This is a genomic window from Flagellimonas hadalis, from assembly GCF_007785775.2.
Lineage (GTDB): Bacteria > Bacteroidota > Bacteroidia > Flavobacteriales > Flavobacteriaceae > Flagellimonas > Flagellimonas hadalis.
This window is the reverse complement of sequence record NZ_VNIK02000004.1, coordinates 167199-192134: the sequence shown is the minus strand read 5'-3', so window position 1 is coordinate 192134 and position 24936 is coordinate 167199. Positions and strand designations below refer to the sequence as shown.

Annotated in this window: 16 protein-coding genes and 1 tRNA gene; 7 read left to right on the top strand and 10 right to left on the bottom strand. The window is 45.2% G+C overall.

The window, feature by feature from the left end; genetic code table 11:
• Position 1: 1 nt before the first annotated feature.
• Positions 2 to 883 (bottom strand): GTPase Era, encoded by an 882-nt coding sequence (era, locus tag FOT42_RS08595; protein WP_108422742.1) that lies wholly within the window; start codon positions 881 to 883, stop codon positions 2 to 4.
• Entirely contained in the window at positions 873 to 2237 is a 1365-nt protein-coding gene (locus FOT42_RS08590) for an alanine/glycine:cation symporter family protein (RefSeq protein WP_151890160.1), read from the bottom strand. The genes era and FOT42_RS08590 overlap by 11 nt, the downstream gene beginning before the upstream one ends.
• Before the next feature lie 113 nt (positions 2238 to 2350).
• Between FOT42_RS08590 and FOT42_RS08585 the strand changes: the two genes are divergently transcribed.
• Positions 2351 to 2423 (top strand) — tRNA-Met (locus FOT42_RS08585).
• 89 nt (positions 2424 to 2512) lie between these two features.
• Here FOT42_RS08585 and FOT42_RS08580 read toward each other — a convergent pair.
• From FOT42_RS08580 to FOT42_RS18395, 6 genes are all read right to left on the bottom strand, one after another.
• A complete protein-coding gene (locus FOT42_RS08580) occupies positions 2513 to 4102 on the bottom strand; it encodes a S8 family peptidase (protein WP_151890159.1) in 1590 nt (529 codons plus the stop codon).
• Positions 4103 to 4238: 136 nt separating this feature from the next.
• A complete protein-coding gene (locus FOT42_RS08575; RefSeq protein WP_151890158.1) occupies positions 4239 to 4751 on the bottom strand; it encodes a lipid-binding protein in 513 nt (170 codons plus the stop codon).
• Between the two features lie 12 nt (positions 4752 to 4763).
• On the bottom strand, positions 4764 to 5372 hold the full coding sequence (locus FOT42_RS08570) for an immunoglobulin-like domain-containing protein (RefSeq protein WP_192938347.1): 609 nt from the start codon (positions 5370 to 5372) through the stop codon (positions 4764 to 4766).
• 15 nt (positions 5373 to 5387) lie between these two features.
• Positions 5388 to 6821 carry a SusD/RagB family nutrient-binding outer membrane lipoprotein gene (locus FOT42_RS08565; protein WP_151890156.1) on the bottom strand — a complete coding sequence of 478 codons (1434 nt, stop codon included), beginning with the start codon at positions 6819 to 6821 and terminating at the stop codon, positions 5388 to 5390.
• A 19-nt stretch (positions 6822 to 6840) separates the two neighbouring features.
• Positions 6841 to 10029 (bottom strand): SusC/RagA family TonB-linked outer membrane protein, encoded by a 3189-nt coding sequence (locus FOT42_RS08560; protein WP_151890155.1) that lies wholly within the window; start codon positions 10027 to 10029, stop codon positions 6841 to 6843.
• Positions 10030 to 10252: 223 nt separating this feature from the next.
• A complete protein-coding gene (locus tag FOT42_RS18395; protein ID WP_262884005.1) occupies positions 10253 to 10378 on the bottom strand; it encodes a hypothetical protein in 126 nt (41 codons plus the stop codon).
• A 480-nt stretch (positions 10379 to 10858) separates the two neighbouring features.
• Between FOT42_RS18395 and FOT42_RS08555 the strand changes: the two genes are divergently transcribed.
• The gene (locus FOT42_RS08555; RefSeq protein ID WP_151890154.1) at positions 10859 to 11629 is read left to right on the top strand and encodes a LytR/AlgR family response regulator transcription factor; all 771 of its coding nucleotides are present in this window, start codon (positions 10859 to 10861) and stop codon (positions 11627 to 11629) included.
• Entirely contained in the window at positions 11629 to 12726 is a 1098-nt protein-coding gene (locus tag FOT42_RS08550; RefSeq protein WP_151890153.1) for a sensor histidine kinase, read from the top strand. The genes FOT42_RS08555 and FOT42_RS08550 overlap by 1 nt, the downstream gene beginning before the upstream one ends.
• 123 nt (positions 12727 to 12849) lie before the next feature.
• Here FOT42_RS08550 and FOT42_RS08545 read toward each other — a convergent pair whose 3' ends face one another.
• Together FOT42_RS08545 and FOT42_RS08540 are read right to left on the bottom strand one after the other, a co-directional pair.
• Positions 12850 to 14493, bottom strand: coding sequence for a RagB/SusD family nutrient uptake outer membrane protein (locus tag FOT42_RS08545; protein ID WP_151890152.1), 1644 nt, complete (start codon positions 14491 to 14493; stop codon positions 12850 to 12852).
• 24 nt (positions 14494 to 14517) lie between these two features.
• Positions 14518 to 17658 (bottom strand): SusC/RagA family TonB-linked outer membrane protein, encoded by a 3141-nt coding sequence (locus tag FOT42_RS08540; RefSeq protein WP_151890151.1) that lies wholly within the window; start codon positions 17656 to 17658, stop codon positions 14518 to 14520.
• A gap of 253 nt (positions 17659 to 17911) precedes the next feature.
• On the opposite strand from FOT42_RS08540, the gene FOT42_RS08535 reads away from it, so the two are divergent.
• From FOT42_RS08535 to FOT42_RS08520, 4 genes are all read left to right on the top strand, one after another.
• Positions 17912 to 19426, top strand: a complete 1515-nt coding sequence (locus FOT42_RS08535; RefSeq protein WP_151890150.1) for a helix-turn-helix domain-containing protein — start codon at positions 17912 to 17914, stop codon at positions 19424 to 19426.
• A 76-nt stretch (positions 19427 to 19502) separates the two neighbouring features.
• A complete protein-coding gene (locus FOT42_RS08530; RefSeq protein ID WP_151890149.1) occupies positions 19503 to 19970 on the top strand; it encodes a helix-turn-helix domain-containing protein in 468 nt (155 codons plus the stop codon).
• A 584-nt stretch (positions 19971 to 20554) separates the two neighbouring features.
• Positions 20555 to 21766, top strand: coding sequence for an MFS transporter (locus FOT42_RS08525; protein WP_226789829.1), 1212 nt, complete (start codon positions 20555 to 20557; stop codon positions 21764 to 21766).
• 116 nt (positions 21767 to 21882) lie between these two features.
• Positions 21883 to 24678, top strand: coding sequence for a helix-turn-helix and ligand-binding sensor domain-containing protein (locus FOT42_RS08520; RefSeq protein ID WP_151890148.1), 2796 nt, complete (start codon positions 21883 to 21885; stop codon positions 24676 to 24678).
• The last annotated feature ends 258 nt before the right edge of the window (positions 24679 to 24936 follow it).

Here is a 24936-nt window from a genome sequence, read left to right as displayed (position 1 = left end):
ATTATCCGTTATAGCCGAACCGCCGCAGCTGCTGGGCATTACTGCGCCAATTCTTGTTGACCTTAACATACAGTTCGATGTGCACTTGTTTGTCAAAGAATTTCTCAAGGTCCTTCCGGGCCTCGACCCCGACCCTTTTTAGGGCACTCCCCTTATGGCCGATAATGATTCCTTTTTGCGTATCTCGCTCTACCATGATCACGGAGCGTATCCGGATGATGTCCTCATCTTCCAGAAATTCCTCGGTCTCCACTTCCACGGAATAGGGGATTTCCTTTTTATAGTGCAACAAGATCTTTTCGCGGATGGTCTCGTTCACAAAAAATCGCTCGGGCTTGTCCGTCAATTGATCCTTGGGGTAATAGGGAGGTGCCTCGGGCAAAAGTTCCAAAATACGATCGAACACTTCCTTTACATTAAAGTTTTCCAGAGCGGATATGGGATGGATCTCGGCATTGGGCAGAAGGTCCTTCCAATGTTGCACCTGCTCTTCCAACACGTGTTGGTCCGAGGTGTCAATTTTGTTGAGCAGCAACAGTACCGGGATCTGACTGTGTTCTATTTTTTTGAAAAAAGTTTCGTCTTTTAGGGCTTTCTCCCCGATTTCGACCATATAGAGGAGCACATCGGCATCCTCAAAAGCGGATTTCACAAAATCCATCATGGAGGTCTGGAGTTCGTAGGCCGGCTTTATGATCCCCGGGGTGTCGGAAAGAATCATTTGGAAGTCGTCCCCATTGACGATTCCCAAGATCCGGTGGCGGGTGGTCTGTGCCTTGGAAGTGATAATGGACAGTTTTTCGCCCACAAAAGCGTTCATCAACGTGGATTTCCCCACATTGGGGTTGCCTATAATATTTACAAAACCTGCCTTATGTGCCACTTTCCTTCTTTTTTATAAAATACTGCTTGGATGCTGCATTCACTTTGGGTGCAAGGTACAACACTGCGATCATATTGGGTATCACCATAAGCGCATAAGATAGATCGATAAGGTTTTTTACCAGATCCAAAGAGGCCACCGTGGCAAAAACGACCATCACCACAAAGAATACATTGTACCACTTTCCAATTTTTGGGGTGGTGAGAAACGAAAGGCATTTTACCCCATAATAGGAATAGGTGAACAGGGTGGAAAGTGCAAATGCCGTGACAATGACCATCAAAAGGATGTCCCCAAACCCATAGAGGGTCTTTTCAAAAGCGGACATGGTCATGGTGATGCCACTACCATCCTCCAGATAGGCCCCACTCAAAATGATGACCACCGCGGTGAACGTACAGACCATGATGGTATCGATGAAAGGGCCCAGCATGGCCACCAATCCTTCCTTTGTGGGCTCATCGTTTCGCGACTGCCCGTGGTACATGGGCGCACTGCCCAGACCCGCCTCATTGGAGAACATGGCACGGCGCACACCAACGATCACCAGACCCCAAAAGCCCCCGGTGACGATAGTATCGAAATTCCAGGCTTCCACAAAGATCATTTTGAGGGCAGGAAGCACTTGTCCTGCATTGTTGGCCATCACAAAAATGACCGCTATGAGGTATACCCCTACCATGAAAGGAACAATGGCCGAAGCCACTTTTGCAATTTTGGAAAGCCCTCCGAAGATGACAATGGAGGTAATAATGGCCAAAAGAAAACCAATTCCCAGTTTCCAGTTGAACTCACTGGCCACCAAAAGGGTTTCCTGTGGTTTCACCACGCCCATAAAGGCCTCCGTAAACTGATTGGCGGTAAATACCCCCAAAAATCCGAAGAGTCCACAAATACTGAAAAAAACGGCCATGGGACGCGCCCATTTGCCCATGCCCCTGGTAATGTAGAACATGGGGCCGCCCTGCAATTTTCCATCGCTATCGGTATCCCGGAACATGATGGCCAAGCTCCCCGAATAAAATTTGATGCCCATGCCCAAAAGGGCCGTCATCCAGATCCAAAAAACGACCCCTGGCCCTCCATCATGGATGGCAATGGCCACACCCGATATGTTTCCCAGACCCACTGTGGCCGCCACTGCTGCCGACAATGCCTGGAACGAACTCACATCCCCTTTGGCATTTTTGTCATCGTATTTGCCAGAAACCACGGCTATGGCATGGCCAAAATAGCGGTAGGGCACAAACTTTGAATAAAAAACCAAGAAGAGTCCCCCGCCAATGAGCAGGATGAACATGGGCCATTCCGTGTAGGGTAAAACCCAAGACAGAAAATCGTTGATTGCTTTCATAAGGTCAAAAAACCGAATTTATGGATTTTAGTCTGGAAAGACCCATTTGAACAAGGAATATTGACTTTGATTTGGAAATGATCTAAAAAGGGTTGTATATTTGCCGTCCATATCGCGGGATAGAGCAGTAGGTAGCTCGTCGGGCTCATAACCCGAAGGTCACTGGTTCGAGTCCAGTTCCCGCTACTAAAAAGCCATCAACTTGAGTTGATGGCTTTTTTTATGTGCAAATTAATATGGATGGAATGTGTTCGTATTAGGCTTTACCAATACTATCACTTAGCCTCATTAATCCGAGTGTCATATGTTTTGCTCCTCAGCAAAGCGGTTTTCACGGCCTGTCCACAATCCAATATCCCTCCAGTCCCGGAAAGCATGTTCAATGGTACTTTTCGGTTTCCACCAGGTTGATACATTTCATGCCCCACAGTTCTTACACTTCCCAATATGATGTCCTTGAGTTCTTGTGACGATAAATGTGGGAAATGGGATTTCAAAAGGGCAGCAAGGCCAGTTACCATGGGAGCGGCCATGCTGGTCCCGCTGAAATATGCATAGGAATCATTGGGGGTCGTTGAATAAATCTGTGCGCCGGGTGCCACCAAATCCACTTGCTCCTTCCCGTAATTTGAAAAATTGGCGACAAAGCCTTCGTCAAAATGATGGGTTGTGGCACCTACCTCAATCCAGTTTTTGGCTTCTTTAGATCCAAAAAGAGTCCCTTTTTCAAAATATTTATTGGGAAAATTATTCTTCCCATTGAGTTTCCTTGCCGAATTTCCAGCCGCATGGATGATAAGGACATCTTTTCTGTGCGCATACCTCACCGCTTCATCCACCCATTCTTTTTTCCAGCTATAATCCTTTCCAAAACTCAAATTGATGATATCTGCCCCATTGTTCACCGCATATCTAATGGCGTTGTCAATATCCTTGTCCCTTTCATCCCCATCGGGAACCGCCCTAATGATCATCAATTCCACATGCTCCGCAATCCCATCCATCCCCAGGCCATTGCCCCTAATGGCTCCGATGATGCCGGCAACATGTGTCCCGTGGGATGGATCTGGCCCCTTTACATCATTGTTGCCATAGGACCTTTGCTCTTTATTGGCGATATTGTCCCCTACAATGTGACGCGAATCATAATATGGATTGTAGTAATAGTCCAAAGCCTTGGAATAGAACGCATACGCTTCTTTGATCTGGGATTCAACAAAATCAACATCTTTTCCCTCTTTTTTGGCATTGAGCAACAGTTTTCCCACACTGGACAAACTTCCCATTTGTCCAATGACCTGCTCCAAGCTCTGCGCTGAGGCATCTACTTTGGATTTGATGGACTCAATATCTGACAGGTATTCTCCATAAAGGTCTTTTTTCTCCTCAGCTTCCTTTTTATGGATATGGTATGCTCTTTTTGCATCTTCATACATCTCCCTGCTTCCTGGATAGTTTTTTCCGGCGCTGGCAATCCTGGTCTCGATCAAGGTTTCATTTTCAACATTGTCGCCGTTTGGGAATCCTATGAAGTTCCACCCATGGATGTCGTCTACGTATCCATTTTTATCATCGTCGATAAGGTTGCCGGGAATCTCATCCGTATTTACCCAGATTTTCGTGTGCAGATCCTCATGCAAATAATCCACTCCACTATCTATAATGGCAACAACCACCTTTTCCGATTTTCTGTCCTGCAACAGTTCGTAGGCCTGTCCCAAATGTATTCCCGTATCACTGTCCAATTGGTGCCAATCCTTATCGGGCGCTGCATCTTGGCCAACCGTAAATTGGCCCATTAGAATTCCAAGGACCGGAATCAGTCCGTAACAATTTCGAATCGTTCTTTTAATCATGCTTTTCATGTCTTTTGATTTTTGATTAATACTAGTGTTGTGGGAAAGGTTCCCTTTGGTTGTTTTAAGATTATTTTAAGAATTCAAAAAATGAAAAAGGCGTCCTTCCGGACGCCTTTCGACAAACCACCAATCGACCCCTAAATCAATTGATATGTGGTGCATCATCTTCCAAAAAACCGGTTCTTCTATGGCCGCCAAATCTGTAGATCGTTCCTGGATCCCAATCAAACTCGGCTTCAAAATAGATACTGTCCACAACGGTTTCTGTCCCGAAGGACCTGCCACCATCGGTGATGATCTTTCCATTGCTCACGGTCACCGTGCCTTCTGTGTAGAGTTCCTCGGAATTTGCCGCCCCTGAGAAGGTCAGTGCATCAAAATTGGCTTGGACCTTTGTCTTGATCTCAAAGAAAGCCCCGTGGTCATCTATCCAGAAATTTTCATCGTTTGAGGCGGTGTTATAGGTGGAATACAAGACATAATCCCCTCCATAGGCAATACTGCCATCTTCAAAATACCCCACAATGAACCAGTCGCCCGCAAAGTCGACGGTGGTGGTGAATCCTGGATCGGGGTCAGCGACCTCATCACAAGAGGTCAGGCACAAGACAACCACAATGGCCAAAAAGAATTTCAGTTGATATATATTCTTCATGTTTTTGATGTTTTAATTTTGATATTCAAATGTGTACCCAAAACCTTGTGGGTTTATCAATGTTGTGAACTCCCGTGTCACAGGGTCATAGGTGAGGTCTACGCTGGAAACGTCAAACGCATAGGTTTGTGGGATCTCCGAGATGACATCTCCATCCATCTGGAAGTACACGGGAAATGCCCCGGCGAACCCAAAATCAGTGGCATAAAAAATACTGGTGGTCCCTTCCACTAGGCTGATGACCCCAGTTCTGGAATTGTTTCCTTTGTCCCAGATATCCCCTGAAACATCGGTCCCTACTATGTCCGGATCATGGACCACCACCGTTTGGAACACGCTGGCCTCAAAACCATCCGAGTTAGTGGCCGAAAATGTGACCCCATAAATTCCCACCGTATTCGTATCCACATTGCTGGAAGTCCCCACTGCAATGCTCTGCCCGTTCTCTGTGGCATTGACAGTCGGTGTATAATCATCGCCCACTTCGACCACAACCAAGGCCTCGTATTCAAAGACTGCGTAGTTTGTGACCAGGGAAAGACCTTCTGTTGTTTCTTTATGACAGGAGACTGCCACAACAAATGCCATAAGGGCAAGTATGTATATCGATATTTTTCTCATCATCTTAATATTAAATTAGTTGTCCCACCATACGGGCACTGTTACCTTTACAGGAGCATCGGGCGCATTGGCATTTCTTGACAGCTCATCACTTGGCCATTCCAACCTTTTTGGGAAGACCCCTCCCGTGGAACCGTTTATTGAATAGGAAAGCTGTCCCGGAACATAAGCTTCATTTGTCTGTGGAACGGTCGATACCGCCGGAATATCGGTGCGGTTCTGTTCAAAGAAGGACTCAAAGCCATTTCCTGGAAAACTAGATATCCATTTTTGGGTGATGATGGCGGTCAATTTTTCATCAAAAGTTCCTGAGGAAGGGTATTCATATACTCCTCCTACAGTGATGAAAGGGGTAGCATCCAATCCCCACTTGGCAAATGATGCGGTTACCGCTTGATCATACAAGGCCTTGGCCCCTGCTCCGCCTGAAAACCTTTCCCGTGCCTCTGCCTGCATGAACAGACTTTGCTCCGCCGAGATGAAATACACCGGCGTGGTCGCAGACAGGTTTACCACCGAAACGGAATTGGGCGCGGCCATGCTTTGGTAATCTCCTTGGTTCAATGGATTCCCAGGGCCATAGTACAGATCCAACCTCGGGTCGTTGTTACTTGATAAATAAGAGTACATGGTCGTGCTTGCCCTCAAGTTTGTGCCCACGTTCAACTGCCTCCTGTCACTCTCGAAGAGAGGATTGCTCCTATTGGCCTCATTGATGAACTGGGTCATTGCGGCATCCTCGGTCAGGAAATTGTTCCCCAATGCCCCAATGCCACTTTGTGCCACACTGGGCCTTGCATCTGCCTGTCTGAGGAAGATTTTCAGTTTCATGGTATTGGCAAATTGCACCCACTTGGACATGTCTCCTCCAAAAATAAAATCATCGTTCAACGGAATGTTTCCTTTTGAAGCTCCCAGATTTTTGGAAAGGGCATCGTTGAGATCAGCGATCATCAGATCATATACTTCTTCACCTGTATTGAAACTAGGCTCAAAATTGGACATGTCATTGGCCTCCGCATATGGGATTTGGTCGTACCAGTCCGCCAATATCTGTGACGCATAGGTTTCCAATACTGTCGCAATCAAATAGTAGTTCCAGTTTTCAGATGCCAAGGCATTTCTTTTGATGTTTCTCACATCCCCCAAGGCATCGTAAAGGTTGTTCCAGCCTCCTTGATAGTTGGATGAAGTGATGGAGTACGCATCTATGGTCCTATACTGGTTTGCCGAATTGCTCTGGGTCCAAAACTGGGACCACATCCCACCTATAATGGCCAGCTCTGCCCCTTGCCCCCCTGCAATGCCCGCAATGGCTATCGGGAGCTGTGTGGCCGGTTCCACACCTTCTGCGGGCAAACTGTCCGGATCTCTGTTGATGTCCATCTGATCTTCACAAGAAGTGAGTGCCAAGGCCAGACAAACTATACTCAATATTAGTTTTTTCATTTTTTCTTTTTTTTTGATTTTAGAATGAAAACTTCAATGCCGCCCCATAGGTCCTTTGCGCAGGGTTGGCAGCAAATTCCCCAAACTCACTGGCCAGGTCATTTCCAAAAGTGGACACCTCAGGATCCATATAGGGATTCCCGCTGGGCGTCCATAAGGCCAAATTTTTACCATAGAAGGTTACGGAAGCGGCCGTTAGGCCCATAGTCTTGGCAAAATCGCTCGAAACACTATAGGTGAAGGACAAATCCCTTAGGCGAACGAAGGTTTTATCGATCACATGGGTGTACTCAATGGCTGGGTTACTTGCAGTTCCCCAAAAATTGGTCACGTCTTCAAAACTGATCGGTGTGGTGTTTTCCGAAAAGGTCCCATCGGTGTTCTGCACCACGGAATTCGGAATGATGAATGGCTTGCGTTCGTTATAGGTCGTGGCAATGGAGTTCCCTGTAAAGCCGAGAAGCCTATTGGTATAGGAATACATCTTGCCCCCTTCTTTCCAGTCCATGCTGAACGACAACCTAAAATTCTTATACCTAAAGGAATTTTTAAGGCCCATGATAAAATCCCTTTGGGATGTGCCCAGATACTGCTCTTCGGAATCTTGGGTATAGAAGCCCGTATTGCTGTCCACTATATATTGCCCCTGATTGTTCACCGCCGGGCCACGAAACCTAAAAACACCCAAAGGTTGCCCTTCTTCCGCATAGAAGTATGTGGAATAGGAACTGTTGATCTCAAACCTTTCCAAGCCTTGTAGATCGGTCACCTCGTTCTCATTCTTCGTGAAGGTGTAATTGATGTCCCAGGTAAAATTATCGGACCTGAACGGAGTCAATCCCAAAACAAGCTCTATCCCCTTGTTGGTCACACTCGCATAGTTCCCAGTGATATTGAGGTATCCCGTAGACCTTGGCAACAGACGGTCCAACAATAGATCCTTGGTGTCCTTTTTATAAAAAGCGGCATCGAGTGTGATCCTCCTGTTAAAAAAGGAAGCTTCCGTACCGATTTCATATTCGTTCGTGATTTCTGGTTTTAGTGCATTGTTTCCCAGTTGGGAGCTCAATTCAAATGAATTTACACCTCCCAAGGGCATATTGATCTGACCAAAATAGGCCCCGGCCAAACCTTGTACCAAAGCAGATTCCGTATTGTATGGACTGGTATCGTTTCCCACTTGGGACACCCCTCCCCTAAGCTTCAAAAAGGCTTCATTGCTGTCCAACAGGATTATACTTGCCGTGGCCGAAGGATAGAAATAGGAGTTCCTTCCTATGGGCAAAGTGGATGACCAGTCGTTCCTCGCCGTCAGGGTCAAGAAATAACGATTGGCATAACCCAGGGTACTGGTCGCAAACAATCCTATGGTCCGTCTCAACGTATTCGATTGGCCGGTACTCGGTGTTGAGGCACTATTGCTTATTTCGTAATAGTTCGGGATATCCAGGTCTGTTACCGAAACTTGTAGGGCATCCGTGGACCTTTGGTTGAAAGCGACCCCTGCAGAAGTTGTCAGGTTCAGGTCTTTTGTGATATCGTATTCATGATTTAAGGTGAAGTACGTATCATATTGCTTTCTTTCCATCCTATATTCGGTCACACCCCCAACAACTGGGAGCGTTCCCAGCAAGTCCTGTGGAGATCCAGGCAGATAATCGACAATTGCCCCATAACTCTTGCGGTTTGTGTTTTCAATATCCGCACCGATTTGCCAGGAAGCACTTAGCGTAGGGCTAAAATTGTACGTAATATTGATGTTCCCGAAAATGCGGTTACTGTTGATCTTGGTCGCATTTTCGTTCAAGACCCAATACGGATTGGAAGCGAAAGGGGTGTAGAAATTACTGTTGTTGTTGAATGGATTGTTTTGGTAATCCTCCAGATCTACCAGACTGATGTCCCTAGGTATCTGGATGATTTCCTGGGAAAAGGTGTTTCCTTCCCCAGCCTGATCGCCCTGGCCCGTATTTACGACGTTCTGGTCCCGCTTTGCGTAATTTAGGCTCGTCCTGACAGTAAATTTTTCATTGTTCATCCCGGCATTTAGATTGAACACCTTTCTATCGTATGCATCTGCCTCGGTGGGGATGACCCCATCACTATCCGTATTGGTGAACCCAAGGGAAAAATCAGAATTGGTGCCTCCCCCGCTTATTCTCACAGAATTGGTGAAGACCTGGCCCACATCATAAAAATCCTTGATATTGTCCGGCAATGCCACATAGGGTTTTATTTGCTGGGCATTATCAATGATCTGTCCCCATGGTCTTACCTGCCCATTGAAGGCCGGTCCCCAAGATCCATTTTCGTTGCTCGCCCCCAGACCTCCCGATGGCAATGAAGAATAGCTCAACCCGTTCCATCCTTGCCCAAATTGATTTTGGAGGTGCGGTACCCTGGAAACTTCCAAAAAGTCGATGGAAGTGGTAAGATCCACAGCTATCCTTGACTCTTTTCTTCCTTTTTTGGTGGTAATCAGAATGGCACCATTGGCCCCTCTTGATCCATAAACGGCCGTGGCCGCTGCCCCTTTCAATACGGTCATGGACTCTATGCTGTTGGGGTCAAGGTCATTGATCCCTGATCCACCATCAAATGAGCGGTTGAACACAGATTCCAAGGAACCATTTGTACTACTGTTGATCGGGGTGCCATCCACAACATATAGCGGTGAGTTTGTGCCCGTGATGGAAGAGAATCCCCGGACAATTACCTTAGGGGAAGCTCCTGGCTGTGCGGGAGTGGTAATGTCCACACCGGCCACTTTGCCCGATAGTGACTCGAACGGGTTGGTGTTGTTCACGTCCGTCAAATCCGCATTGTTCAGGTTGGTGGAGGCAAAACCTTGGGCCCTGGGCTGGGATTTGGTCCCCAGGACACCTGTCACCACAACCTCTTCCAAGGCCTGGGCGTCTTCCAGCATGGTGACATCCATACTTGAAGCGTTCCCTACGACCACCTCTTGGGTTTGGAGTCCCAAATAACTGAACACCAAAGTTTCTCCTCTAATGGCGCCAATTGAATAGTTGCCGTCAAAATCAGTTTGGGTCCCCCTACTGGTCCCTTTGACAATGACATTCACCCCAGGCAAGGGTGTACGCTCACTATCCCTGACCGTTCCTGTAATTGTTCTTTCTTGGGCAGTTCCCCCCCACGCAAAGGCAAGGAACAGAAGCAAGAAAATAAATTTCAATTTAGTCATCATATTGAATACATATTATAGTTAGTTGTGCATAAACATATAGAGCTAATCTGCTTGGCCATGAATGAATGAAGTGAATACCTTGATTTTGGAAACGAACAACTTGTTAATTGATCTGGGAATTATCCAACCTCCCGCGATTGCCCCATCGCGCAGGTCCAATGGTGATTTAACCGACCGTTAAAATGAATTGGGCGGGTCGGATATTGGTACGACAAACCCCGATTTACTTTTTCAATCCCTTTCCTTGGACCTTACCGTGTTGGGCATCACCCTTAAATTCCCTTGCTTTTTTGGCGTGAAGTACAAAACGAAGGTCATTGATGATGTTGTATTGGATTGAATTCGCCATAAAGCCATTTCACTTCACTTTCGAGGCCGCTCACTTCTTTTTTGGGGGTCCGACACAGGCTTTGACTTAATTTCGGCATAGGGACTAAAAAAATATTAGTTCTCATTTGTAAGATTATTTTTGAATTAGCTAAAAAAGGGGAAGCCGTGAGCTTCCCCTTTTTGATTGTTAATTCATTCAAAATCATATTTTTAACTCCATATCATTTGAAGCAGTCCAAACATCAACATGAATCATCCGTCGGTATTACCAATTCCTTTTTGTTTTTTCTTTTCAGTAAAAGACCAGTCCCCTAATGGTTGTATTCCAAATGGGGAAAGCCAGTTCCAAGGATGGGGTCTCCAATGAATCGAACGACCCATTATGTGCAGTGAACGACTTTAATCTGGATGCCAGTGTCGATATATTGATTTATACCAGAGACAATTGGCAACAAATTCTGGTTCTTAATCATTAATTTCACTTGATAACCGTATAATGATGGCCCACAAAACAATAATTATAGATGATGAGTTATTGGCTCGGAAACGCATCATGGAACTCTTAACGGATAGAAACGAGTTTGATGTGATTGCCGAATGTCACAATGGGGAAGATGCCATTGGCAAGATCAATGAACTGTCTCCCGACGTCATTTTTCTGGACATTGAACTCAAGGGAATGACCGGTTTTGATGTCCTAAGAAACATCCATTCCCAGAAAATGCCCATTGTGGTCTTTGCCACTGCGTATGACTACTACGCTGTGGACGCCTTCAACAATTATGCATTGGATTTTCTGCTCAAACCCTTTAAGAACAAGCGGTTTCATGAAACCTTGGAGCGGATTTTGGAAAGAATGCAGCACCTCGATTATGAGGAGCGGATGAAAGGGTTCTTGGACAGTCTGGATGGAAACCTAAAAAAAGGGCATGGTTCCAACACCAAGAAATTACCCATAAAGCAGGACAACAAGACCATATTCCTGAATACCGACCAGGTCAAATATGTGTGTGCCTCCAGCTATTATGCCGAAATATATATCGGTGAGAAAAAATATGTTGTACGGGACTCCTTAAAAAATTTGCTCCATCAACTCACTGACCATCAATTTATACGGATCCATCGGTCCACCATCATAAATGTCGATCACATTTTGGAACTGGTGCATTCGGATTACAATGAAATAGATATCCGAATGAACGACCTAAAACTTTTTAGGATAAGTAAATCCTATCGGAAAGATACATTGACCAAATTGGGCATACTGTAATGGTTACATTTTTTAAAAAATATGCGGAACCTTCTTTACTGAAATACCTGGTGTTGTTCTACACCTTTATCGCAGGAATTGATTTTTGCAGAAGTTTTTACTTTCTGTACCAAGGCCCGAGGAAAGTGGTGGACAGTCTGTCCGGATTAGTGATCGTAGGTGTCATTGATTGGGCAGTGGTCCTTTTGTTCATGGGATTTGTGGCCACTTTGACCAAATTTTTATTGACCAAAAAAATAGCTTGGCGCACCATCATATCCCTACATGTTGTCCTGTCCATCATACAAAGTTATTTGGTAGGGTTTATTTCCCCCTTGATCCTGGATTACGACCTGATCAATCGCAACTATAATTTTTTTGAAAAGGTCACCCACACCTTCTTTTTCAATGTGACCACCAATATTCTGCTGTATTGCTCCATGCTATTGATTGTTTACAGCTATTTCTACCTCCGTCAGATCCGAAACCAGGAAATGGAAAAGAAAGTATTGGAAAACAATCTGATCAAGCTAAAGTTGAAGACACTGGAAAATCAATTGAACCCCCATTTTTTGTTCAATACGCTCAACAGCATTTCCAGTTTGGTCAAAAGGGAACCCGATACGGCACAGGATATGATTGCCGATGTGAGTTACCTGCTCAGGAAGTTTTTGGAAATAGATAATGAAAACCTGATCTCCGTTCAAGAAGAGCTGGAGATTTTGGAACATTACGTGAATATTCTAAAACAACGCTTTCAAGAAGATTTTAAGATCGTACAACATGTAAAAGAATCAACCCATCACATCAAAATCCCAAGGCTTTTGATCCAATCCATCATTGAAAACTCCATCAAGCATGGATTCTCGCAACAAAACAGGAAGCTTCTTATCGACCTGACCATAAAAAAAGAAGGAGACCAACTCATCATCAGTGTTGAAAACAATGGCAAAAAATTGCCCGAACACCCTGTTTATTCCAACAGCGGTATAGGCATCATCAATATGAAAGAACGGTTACAGGCCCTTTATCAGGATAAGTACAAATTTGATATTACCAACTCGTCACTTGGTGTAAAGACGGAGATTTTTATCCAACTTCCTCCAAGCCTACCGTGAGTGATCGTAATGGACTCCAGAAATTGGTTCATTCCTATCCCTGCTAATATCGTCATCAATATAAAGGCCCTTTCTCTTAAGAGAAAGGGCCTTTACCATCTTCCAATTTGGTCAGTATTGGTATTAATTTTGATCGCCGGGACCTAGGTTCGGATTGGCATCGATCTCTTTTTGTGGGATCTTAAAGATCCAATCGTCGTTTACTGAAGGCCTGTCCTGCTGGAAGCCATTCTGGTACAACACTTGGGATGCGCCAGAGCCTCCATCGGCCGCATGGTCTATTCCTTCATCCCAACGGATCTTGTCCGTATACAGGAAGCCTTCGCCATACAGCTCCACGCCCCTCTGGAACTTGATGTGCTCCATCAAGGATTCTTGGGTGTTGTAGATGGAAACGTCATAATTGCTATCCCTTGCGGTTCCCAAGGGTTCAAGGGCTGCCTGTGCCCCAGGTATGTCGTTCATCATGGCCATTGCCTCGGCCTCGATCAAGTACATTTCGGCAGAGCGCATGTAGATGATGTCATCGGGATCGGTGGTACCTGGGTTCTTCTGCAAAAACTTCACCTGCATATAGGGATGTTCATTGTGTGCGCTGGTCCAACCATATTGCTCTTGGTACTCCAGCCTTTTGGCATTGAACTCATCCTCGTTGTCATAATTGGGGTCATTGCCAAAACCACCTTGCCCATTGGATGCGGAGCTATTGGTATTGGGTGCATCGGCCAAGAACACATCTTTTCTATAGTCTGTGTCGGGAATCTGGTCATACAACCTTCTGTCCACGATTTTAGGGCTGTTCCTGTTATGGCTTCCGTTGAACGTATTGCAGATCAAATAGAAATAGGAACGAAAAAAAGTGGTTTCCGTAGTGATCACATTGCTCCCCCAGATCACTTCTGGCAATAGGGTGGTGTTGAATCCGGATTTCCAATCGGCCTCGTCCATCAATGGATAGTTCTGGCGTGCCATGACAGCGGCATCCGCTGCGGTTTGCCAATCTCCTTTCGAAAGGGCCACCCTGGCCTTCAGGCCATAGGCCACATCTATATTGAGTTGGGATTTGGCATCAGCGGTACCTGTTGGTCTGGCCGTAGCATTTTCAAAATAGCCGATGGCCGCATCAATATCCAGTTCCATTTGGTTATAGATTTCTTCCACAGTAGACCGTGGGGCACTAGTAAAGGGGGCCTCCGAAGAAAACAACAGTGGTACCCCTGGATCTGAGGTAGGGTTCCCAATCAAATAGCCTTTGGCATAGTGCTGGATCAAGGAAAGGTATGCATACACCCTATAGGTATAGGCCTGTCCCAATATTTCGCGTAGTCTATCATCTTCCACCAAGCTTCCATCTGTCGCTTTGTTGATGATGGCATTTGAACTGGCGATGATATTGTATCTATGGTACCACAGGAGTTCCGATGTCAAGGAAGTTTCTTGGGTATGCGATGTCCATCGTGTTTCATCCTGCCATCCCAAATTATTGGAGCTGGCTGTATGGATCACCCCTCCCGCAATATTATCGCCAAGTGGTATCCAATAGTGATTGCCCGCCCTATTGGAATCGCCCCCGGGCAGTATGGTCTGGGATTGGGCGTAGAGACCACGGTGCAGTCCGTTCAGAATGAGTGCCATATTTTCTGCGGTGGCAAGTGCGTCATTGGCAGAAATGGCATCTGTCGGCTTTGTCTCCAGAAAATCTTCGTCACATGACGTTATTGTAACAGCCAGTATTACGAATAACATGAATTTTATTTTGCTTAACATAACTATTATGTTTTATTGTTTTTATTAAAATGCTACGTTTAAACCTACAGAGATGATCCGTGCGGGGTTATAATCGTTTCCAGAAGGAGTTCCTGCCAAGTTGTACTGTGGGTTCAGCCCGGTTCTTTTGCTATTTAGGAACAAGTTTTCACCGGTTACCGACAGTCTCAGATTGTCCACCCCTAGTTGCTCCACAATGTTGTCCCCGAAGCTATATCCGATATTGACATTTTTCAATGCCCAAAAAGAGGCATCGGTCAAGAAACGGTCAGATTGTGTACGTACCAAATCAGGGTTCCCACTTTCCAATCTGGGCACATCCGTAATATCTCCGGGTTGTCTCCAAGCCTTTAGGATATCTGGATGGTATGAGTCTCCAAAATCCCCACTGTGCATCATGGCAGAATAACCGTTGTCCAGGATCTTACCGCCAATACCATAGGTAATCAGGAAGTCAAGCGAAAACCCTTTGTAGCTTAGACTGTTCGCAACAGATCCCAAAAGATCGGGAAGAGAGCTGTCCCCTGTATAGGCTCTTTCAGTCTCCTCCCAGTTGTTAGTGGTTTCTTGGACACCGTTCCCATCCAATACGGGGACACTGTTTCCATCCTCGTCCAATTCGAACATCAGGAACAGCTGATCCCCTGTTTCGGGATCTACACCAGCGGTTCTCAACAGATAGAAATCATATCGTGAACGTCCTATATCCCAGCGTTTTGAACCGGTTATAAATGGGTCTGGCAGGGAGGTAATCTCATTCTTAAATGTCGAAGCCTGAAAGGTAAGATCCCACCTAAAGTCATTCTGATTGACCAAATGTGTGGTAAGGCCAATCTCAAAACCTGAATTGTACATGTCGCCAATGTTGGTAGGGACCGTGTTCAAACCATTGCTCAACGCAATGGGCAGGTCATAGAGCAACTTGGATGAACTTTTCTTGTAGTATTCGACCGAACCATCCAAGAAATTGTTGAACAAGGCAAATTCCAACGCCACATCAAAACTCTCCTGTGTTTCCCATATCAAATCTGAGTTGCCTATATCTGAATAGATGATGGCCGGATTACCTGCATTGGAGGTAAGGGAATATCTAGGCTGGGATATGAAATAGTCCACTGGACTGCCCAGGGCATCATTTCCCAATTCCCCATAAGAACCCCTTAACTTCAGTTGATCAACAAAGGATACATTATCCATAAAACCTTCTTGGTCTATTCGCCAAGAGGCACCAACGGAATAAAAAGTACCCCATCTGGATACCTTGCTGAACACAGAAGAGCCATCCTTTCTGGCAGAAGCACTGATATAGTATTTATTATCAAAATTATAGTTGGCCCTCATGAAATAACCTTCCAACGTCTTGTTGGTCGTGGAGCCACCCAAGCTTACTGGCGTGGCAAAGTTGTCAAACTCATATATCCCTTCGGCCGTTTGGTTGATGGCCAACGAAGTGTTGCCGGAATAAGTCCTTTCATAGCTTTCATGCCCTGCTGTGATCTCCACATTGTGAATGTCATTGAAACTCTTGGTATAAGTCAAGATCTGGTTGAAATTTTCCACTTGTCTCCTATTTCTCGCTTCACTGTACCTTCCTGTGGGCTGGGCATCCCCAATAATGTTGTTCTCATACTCCTTTTCCAGACCTTCATTGATGTCCCGTCCATAGTTGATCCTGGCCCTGAGCCCATCGAAGATCTCAACATCGGTGAAGAACCTGAAACCATAGGTATTGTCCCTATCCCTTTCGTCGTTCAGCAAGAGCTCTTGCAATGCATGGCGCCCTTGGCTGATGGGCCTTGATCCAGTGTTGTACTCTGGATATCCCTCACCGTTGTCGAATATTGGGTTGCCCCCGGCATCAAGCACAAGGTTTCCTTGTAGGTCGTTCACATAAACTGGGTAGATGGAACCAATGTTCTTGGCAAAGCCAAAAGGATTCACGATGCTTCCCGTACCGGCAGAACTTGGCCCAACAGATTCCGAAATGGTAACGTTGGCACTACCACCGATCTTCACACGGTCACTGACATCAAACTCTGCATTGAGACGGGTCGTCAAACGGTCAAACCCTGAAGTGACCACAAACCCTTCCTCATCCAAATAGGATGCGGAAAAGAAAACGGTATGGTCTTCACCACCGCCTGAAACATTGACATTATAGTTTTGCCTGACACCTGTCCTATCCATTAGATCGTACCAGTCCAAGCTCTTAAAAATGACATTGGCATTGGGATTAAGTCTACCGTCCGTTCCTACGACCTGGTCGTTGGGCACATTAAATGGATTGTATCCGAGACTGTTGTAGATATTCGCAGAAGCATAAGCTGGATCTCCTCCACCTGCACCAGAATTTCGCAAGGCCTCCCACATCACCTCATAGTACTGACCGGGAGTGACCTCTTCATAAGCAGGGATTCCTCTGGAAACCAGACCGTACTGCATGGAAGCATTTACTTTTATCCCTCCTTTTTTACCGCTCTTGGTGGTGATCATCACCACCCCATTGGCAGCCCTTGATCCATACAGCGATGTTGAAGCTGCATCCTTGAGAATGGTAAATGATTTGATATCCTCTTGGTTAATGGTGTTCAATGCTCCTTCATATTGGACACCATCCACAATGAACAAAGGATCAGGCGAACTATTTAGCGTTCCCACCCCTCGTATGACTATGCCGGGTGATGATCCGGGCTGACCGGAAGCGGATGTGAACTGGACACCCGTAGCCCTACCTTCGATGGCGGCAATCGGGGACGTCACGTTCCTTACTTCCAAGTCCGCGGCACCGATCACACTGGCGGAACCCGTGAAGGCTTCCTTGGTACTGGTACCGTACGCCGTTACGATCACCTCCTCCAAGGCCTGGGCATCCTCTTCCAAGCTTACATTGATGACAGAACGGTTTCCAACAGCCTGTTCAATGGATTTGTAACCCAAGTACGAAAAGACCAACGTTTGTCCTGCACTCGCAGATATGGAATAATTTCCATCAAAATCTGTTTGGACGCCCGTTGTGGTGCCCTTTACAATAACATTTGCCCCTGGAAGTGGCATTCCATCGGGAGCAGTGGTCACCGTTCCCGTAATTGTCTTGTTTTGTGCAAACGAGAATTGCACAAGTAACATAAATAGCAGCACTGGGACTGCATTCAGCCTTGTCTTCATTTGTTTGATTTTGAATTAGTCAATTACGAAGTTGACTTTTTCTCATTTATTCTCCAATAAAAAGCATTGGCAAAACTTTAACACGAGGTCGAACCAAAAAGATAATCTCTTTATTTAATTGAAAATCAATAACTTATTTTGTATTTTTAAAAGGTAAACTATTATCGGGGCTTACTTTAACCGGTTGTCTGTCACATTTTGAACCTCTTATTTTCTTAAATTGTTGACCAATCAAATTCATCATCAATCAAAAATGAGGCAAGTCACCAGGCTTATTGTCCTGATTACCCTGTTGTTCCCTATGGCCTGCCTATGGGGGAAGACCCCTCCAACCATAACCCCCGACGACATTCCTGTTAGTTTTCAGGATTCATTGGATTGGGCCGACTATTATTTCAACATCCACCGCTACAAAAAGGCCATCCCCATCTATGAGAAAAATCTGGGGTCAACGGACACGGAACAACGAATACATATCATCAAAAAACTGGCCCTTAGCGAAGCTGCCGAGGACAATGGAGACAAGGCCATATCCTATATATATGACTATTTTAAAATAGACTTTCGGCCAAATTTTCTGATGCATGAAGGCTTTGATGACATCAGGGCCACGGACAGGTTCAAAAAAATATCCGGAACGGTACTGCCCAAGATGAATACCTGGTCCATCATCTATTTTTTTGTGGCCATCATTGGTTTATACGTAATGTCAGTGGTCTTGCTCAATAAGAAAATTGACAAACAGGCTAGGGTCCTCATAGCCGTTTTTGTGTTCATCCATTCCGTTTTTATACTGAATATCTGCGCCAACAATACCAATTATGTGTTCCAATTTCCCCATACCTATTTGATGACCACTTGGTCGGCGCTCTTGTATGGACCATTGCTCTTTCTTTATTTTAGGAGGGTATCGCAATCCAAGGATTTTACGCCCAAGGACCTTTTACATTTTTTTCCTACACTCCTACTGACCATATATTTAATGGCAGAGGTATATTCCTTATCGGGTCCAGAAAAAATAAACCTCATGCTCGATAGGCTCGAAAATGGTCTAAACCCCGGCGATTCGGCACAGCTTTTACCATTGGTGTCCCTCAAAGCCATTTCATTGGCCGTTTATGCCTATTTTGTCCATCTCATCATTTCAAAAAGCGATGAAGGGCTATCCAATAGAACCCGAGTCTGGCAAAGAAACATGTATAGGATCCACGCCAGCTATGTGGTCGTTTATATCATTTTCGGCATTTTGGTCATCATGGGCAAGAACAGTGGTTTTTTCTACCATGCCCCCATAGTGATGATGAGCCTTATGGTACTCTATGTAGGCTATGCCGCCAACGTACAGCCCGATGTTTTCAGTGGCCTTTATGCCTATACCAATCAGTTGTTCCCGGAGAAGTATGTAAAATCCGGGCTGACGGATAGTCTTTCCCTAGAACTGAAAGAGGTGCTCCATGACCTGTTCCAAAACCAAAAATTGTACCTGAAAAATGACATCAACCTTGACATGGTGGCCGAAAAAATGGACACCACCCGTCACAATGCCTCCCAATTGATCAACGAACATTTTGGAATGAACTTCCACGAATTTGTGAACACCTTTCGTGTGAAAGAGGCCAAAAAGCTCCTCAATGAACAGAATGAACTCAACATCATCGATATTGCCTATGAAGTAGGCTTTAACAACAAGGTATCCTTCAACAAGGCCTTTAAAAAAGATACCGATCTAACCCCTAGCCAATACCTGAACACCATCCGAAAGAAGTAAATTCTTATCGGGAACACCTAAAAACACCTCTTTTGAATGTAACTAGTATCCATCAATCAAAAATTCATCAAATCAAATGAAAAGATTACTCCATCAAATCAAAATGAAGTATCTGGGCGAACAGGACAAAAATATAATCGCACAGCACGGACAGCGCAAATATGAAAAGTCCGGACTCACAAAAGAACAGGCCCTCAAGATCAGGGCCATGATCACAAAGGCCTTCGACGAGGATAAAATCTATCGGAACAACGATATGGGCCTTGACGATCTTGCCGAACACATCAAACACAACAGGTACAAAGTATCCCAGGTGATCAACACCTATTTTTCCAAAAACTTTTACACCTACTTGAGCGAGTATCGGGTAAAGGAAGCGAAACGTTTATTGGCGTCCAATCCGAGCCTTAGTGTAAAGGCCATTATGTACGAAGTGGGCTTCAACAGCAAAAACAGTTTTTACACCGCTTTTAAAAAGAGTACGGGGATCAGCCCCAACGGATACCGAAACGCTTTCTACAAGCAAGAAGTATATATGGCCTGAATGCCCAAAAGTTCTGTTAAAACTAGTACTTGCCGTTTTAAAAGTACCCCTGCAACAAAGCGATTGGGTTGCTTTGTCATAGATTAAATAACCAAGGCTGGGCGGCTATAAGGACTTACTTCTAAAAAGACAAAATCCATTAAGTTTTGTACAATTCTCGGAAGTCTGTTTGAATTAGCTATCATATTCCTTCACCGCCCGCCTTTTTCTTAGATATCAATGTACCTGAATGCCCGTTCCCAGTAACGGGCATTTTTGTTTGTAAAATGGTTCTCTTACGTCGGCAAGGGTAATCATGGATAAGGGTTTCCCCACAATTTCCCGTTGCAGACTATTTTAGTTCCATGAAACAGCCCTGGCCGTATTTTTTCTTCGAGAAGCATTAACTCATTTTCAAATTTTATTGAATAGTCACCTTTGTTCAGGGCTGTTCCAATCAAAGCATTTATTTTAACTTTCCGTTCCCATTGGTTTGTATTGCCCCAAAGGGTAATTTCGAACAGGTTTTGGAAAAAATCCTTGCAGACCTTTTACCGAATCCTCCGTATTTTTGCTGTTTGGTTTACTTGAAAAGAATTCTGAGCTTGAACAACAACCTGGGACATACAAACAAAAAAGCGCTGCTATCCCTCGCCGTAGGCGGGTTTGGTATAGGACTAACGGAATTTGTGATCATGGGCATTCTTCCCAACATTGCAGATTCCATGGGCATTTCCATATCCACATCGGGCCACTTTATTGCCATTTATGCTCTCGGCGTTGTGGTAGGTGCACCTTTTATGGCACGGTTGACCAACAACCTCAGCCCAAAAAAATCACTTTTGTTCCTGATGCTCTGGTTCACGGTCTTCAATACCTTGTCCGCATTCTCGGGCAACTATTGGGTCATGCTCCTTTTTCGGTTTTTATCAGGAATGCCCCATGGTGCCTTCTTTGGAATAGGGGCTGTGGTATCCGGCTACTTGGCCAAACCCGGAAAGGCGGCACAGGCCATGGCCATTATGTTCTCGGGACTCACCATTGCCAATGTGATAGGGGTTCCGCTCGGAACCTATATCGGACAAGAGTGGCACTGGAGCTTATCCTTTTTACTGGTTGGAATAGCTGGATTGGCCACCTTGGCAAGTCTCTTCTTTTGGATGCCCCAGGATTCTTTCGGTGAATTGGAAAACCAAGAAGGTCAAACCGCCACAAAAGGGATCAAGAACAAAAAATTATGGGCACTGATAGCACTCACCACTGTGGGCACAGGAGGCTTCTTTGCTTGGTACAGCTATATCGCACCTTTGGTCATATCGGTCACTGGACTTCCTGAAACCAGCGTAAGCTACGTAATGATCGTTGCTGGACTGGGAATGTTCATCGGTAACTTTTTGGGGGCCAAAATGGTGGAGATCTTCAGTCCGGTCAAATCTGTGGTCATCAGTCTGCTCAGCATGACCACCGTCCTCATTGCCAATGCCATCATGGCGGAGAATGTCTATGCGATGTTCATCATCAGTTTTATGGTGGGGGTAATTACTTTTTCTGTGACCGCGCCTATACAAACGGCCATCATCAAAGCTGCCAAAGGAGCAGAAAAGCTGGGGTCTTCCATGAACCAAAGTGCCTTTAACATGGGTAACGCCTCGGGGGCCTATCTCGGCGGTCTCCCCATGGTCTTTGGTCTCGGGGTGCCCTATTCCAGCATTGTGGGTGCACTACTTGCACTGATGGGAGCTGGCATTGGAGCATCCATAATTTACTTCCAGAAATCCACCACAAGACGAAAAAGGGAGAAGGCATTCTGTCCGTAATACTTTCAATCCATTTTGTTCCCGAATGACCCCGGCACCAAAAAAGTCGGGAACACAAGTGTTGCGCTATTTTTTTATCTTCACGGTCCATCAACTGGCAACAAAAACGGATTGCATTGAGATTCTTTTTTACCTATTTTCTGGTATTCATTTGTTGGGGATTGTTCTCACAGGAACTGCCCCCCATCCAAAACTATACTCCGAAGGAATACAACGGGGAATACCAAAACTGGGGCATTTCCCAATCATCCACAAGGAACATCTATATTGCCAACCATTTCAGCTTATTGGAATTTGACGGGAACACTTGGCATAAATATCAACTGCCGTCCCCTGCCATCATTAGGTCCGTAAAGGCCATTGGCGATAAAATCTATACAGGATCTTACCGGGAATTTGGGTTCTGGTACAAAGAAGATACCGGACAACTTTCTTACACTTCACTATCGGACAGACTGGATTCCCCGTTGTCCGAAGACGAGGAATTTTGGGACATATTGGCCCTTGACCATTGGGTATTGTTCCAATCCCTGGACAGGATCTACATCTATGACCTTGTGGAGAACAGTTTCAAGATCCTCGAGGCCAGCTCGGCCAAGGCCAAACTACATTTGATCAAGGACAAGATCTATTTTCAAAAGGCCAAACAAGGCTTGTTCACCATTGCGAACGGTAAAGCCGTCTTGGTTGACAACGATCCGGTACTTGCCAACGTTGCCATTATCGGGCTGTATGAACTGAACGATGATCTTCTGATCGTAACGGAAGATGCCAAATGCTACCTGTACGATTTTGAAACGCTCACGCCTTGGCAAACGGACATGGATGGTTTGGTCGCCAAATTATATAGCAGCATCCAACTGGACGATGGCTCTTTTGTGCTCGGGAGTATTTCCAATGGTTTCTATCACTTGTCCAAAGAAGGCAAACTGATTCGGAACATCAATCAGGCCAAAGGGCTCAACAACAACACTGTACTGTCCCTTTTTGAGGACATGGATCACAATCTATGGCTTGGGCTGGACAATGGTGTCAGTGTCATCAATCTATATTCCCCCTTCAACGAATATGTGGACAAACTCGGCAAGATCGGGTTGGTCTATGCTGCCCTGCGCCACAAAAACCGAATGTATTTGGGAACCAATCAGGGGCTTTTTTCCAGAAGGACCGATGTTTCCGATGAATTTAAATTGGTAACCGGCACGGAAGGTCAGGTCTGGAGCCTTCAATTGGTGGGCTCCACCATTTTCTGTGGACATAACAGCGGTACTTTTGTGGTGGAAGAAGATGTGGCGGAACTCGTATCCGATTTTAGGGGCACTTGGGCCGTAAAACCATTAAAACATGACCAAAACCTCATTCTACAAGGAAACTACAATGGGCTCAGTGTGCTGGAAAAGAAAATGGATGCCTGGTCATTGCGCAATGTCATCGAAGGCTTCACCATTTCCAGTCGCTTTTTTGAAATGGATTCCCTCGAAGTCGTGGTCAACCATGAGCAAAAGGGGCTATACCAAATTGAACTGGACCCAGAACTGCAACGCGTAACGAAGGTAACGAACTTGGAACCCATTGGGCACAGTTCCAACATATTCCGGTTCAGGGATCGGTTGTATTACAAAACCTATACGGGCATCTACGCACTCAAGGACCATTTGAAGGACATTTCCATGGACAGCGCCATGACACAGTTGGTCTTCAAGGAAAATGAAAGTCCCATCAGCATCATTATCCCTGACACTTTGGGCCAAAAGCTATGGTTCTTTAGCGATAATGGGATCAAATACATCACCCAAAGCACCTTGAGCGGAACGTTGAGCGACACCAATATTCCCATGCCCAGCACACTGAGAAGCAACTTGGGCGTATCGGGTTTTGAGAACATTTCCATGATCGACGAGAACGAATACCTCATTGGAAGCTCCAACGGTTATGTATCCCTCAATCTGGAGAAGGTGAGACCCATTACGAACAGCATCAAAATCAACACAGTTTATTATGGTGATTACCGGGATGCATCCACAAAAGCCGCTCTAGAACTCGCCGGGGAATTCAAATATGCCAATAATAACCTCATTTTTGAGTACAGTGTCCCTGAGTTCGACAAATACACCGAAGTGAGATACCAACACAGATTGGAAGGGCTTTACAACGATTGGAGCGATTGGTCCGACATCCCAGAGACCTCTTTCAAGAACCTTCCTTTTGGAGAATACACTTTCAGCGTTAGGGCCATGGTGGGAAACAACCTCACTGAAAATGTGGCCTCCTACAGTTTTTCCGTGCTTCGCCCTTGGTATGTTTCCAACTTGGCCATTCTTGGATATGTGGTAGGGCTCACTCTTATGTTCATCTTCATTCACAGGATCTATAAAAGGTACTATCGGAAAAAACAGGAATCCCTTATCAAAAAGAACCAAAAAGAACTCGAACGACAAAAGCTACAAGAAAAGGAACGGATTTCCCAACTTCTGAACGAAAAACTCCAGGACGAAATAGACAACAAGAGCAGGGAACTGGCCATATCCACCATGAGCATCCTGAAGAAGAACAAGTTTCTTTCCTCCTTGAAATCACAGTTGAACAATATTCCCAACAAGGACAACAACATCAAATCCGTACTCAGGGAGATAGACAGGAACATCAACAGTGAAGACGATTGGAAGTTTTTTGAGGATGCCTTTAACAATGCTGATAAGGACTTTCTGAAAAGGATCAAGACAAAACACGACAGCCTGACCAACAACGACCTCCGGCTCTGCGCCTACTTAAGGCTGAACCTTTCGTCAAAAGAAATAGCTCCGCTCCTCAATATCTCAGTAAAAAGTGTTGAAATGAAACGCTATAGGCTGCGTAAAAAGTTCGACCTTCCGCACGAGGATAACCTCATAGAGTATATTTTGAACTTCTAGGGCAACTCTACTTTGTCCTTGCATTACTCTACAAACACCCAAATCACCTCTACATTGACCCTACAACAGTCTTTTTTGGATGCATTTTCATCGATTCACACCACCATAATTCAACTGTTGCAATATTTTCAAATCATCATATTTTAAAGGGTTTTTCTGATGAAATCTCAAATTATACCCCTCTTAATTGCCAATGTAGGTTTTATATAGAGGCGTATCTTTTGTTAAGAAGACGTTAAGCCTTTTACTTTACCCTCA

Excerpts from the sequence above, each read along its gene's own strand:
- FOT42_RS08590 (WP_151890160.1), bottom strand. The coding sequence starts at position 2,237 with ATGAAAGCAATCAACGATTTTCTGTCTTGGGTTTTACCCTACACGGAA.
- FOT42_RS08580 (WP_151890159.1), bottom strand. The coding sequence starts at position 4,102 with ATGAAAAGCATGATTAAAAGAACGATTCGAAATTGTTACGGACTGATT.
- FOT42_RS08575 (WP_151890158.1), bottom strand. The coding sequence starts at position 4,751 with ATGAAGAATATATATCAACTGAAATTCTTTTTGGCCATTGTGGTTGTC.
- FOT42_RS08570 (WP_192938347.1), bottom strand. The coding sequence starts at position 5,372 with ATGAGAAAAATATCGATATACATACTTGCCCTTATGGCATTTGTTGTG.
- FOT42_RS08565 (WP_151890156.1), bottom strand. The coding sequence starts at position 6,821 with ATGAAAAAACTAATATTGAGTATAGTTTGTCTGGCCTTGGCACTCACT.
- FOT42_RS08560 (WP_151890155.1), bottom strand. The coding sequence starts at position 10,029 with ATGATGACTAAATTGAAATTTATTTTCTTGCTTCTGTTCCTTGCCTTT.
- FOT42_RS18395 (WP_262884005.1), bottom strand. The coding sequence starts at position 10,378 with ATGGCGAATTCAATCCAATACAACATCATCAATGACCTTCGTTTTGTA.
- FOT42_RS08555 (WP_151890154.1), top strand. The coding sequence starts at position 10,859 with ATGGCCCACAAAACAATAATTATAGATGATGAGTTATTGGCTCGGAAA.
- FOT42_RS08550 (WP_151890153.1), top strand. The coding sequence starts at position 11,629 with ATGGTTACATTTTTTAAAAAATATGCGGAACCTTCTTTACTGAAATAC.
- FOT42_RS08545 (WP_151890152.1), bottom strand. The coding sequence starts at position 14,493 with ATGTTAAGCAAAATAAAATTCATGTTATTCGTAATACTGGCTGTTACA.
- FOT42_RS08540 (WP_151890151.1), bottom strand. The coding sequence starts at position 17,658 with ATGAAGACAAGGCTGAATGCAGTCCCAGTGCTGCTATTTATGTTACTT.
- FOT42_RS08535 (WP_151890150.1), top strand. The coding sequence starts at position 17,912 with ATGAGGCAAGTCACCAGGCTTATTGTCCTGATTACCCTGTTGTTCCCT.
- FOT42_RS08530 (WP_151890149.1), top strand. The coding sequence starts at position 19,503 with ATGAAAAGATTACTCCATCAAATCAAAATGAAGTATCTGGGCGAACAG.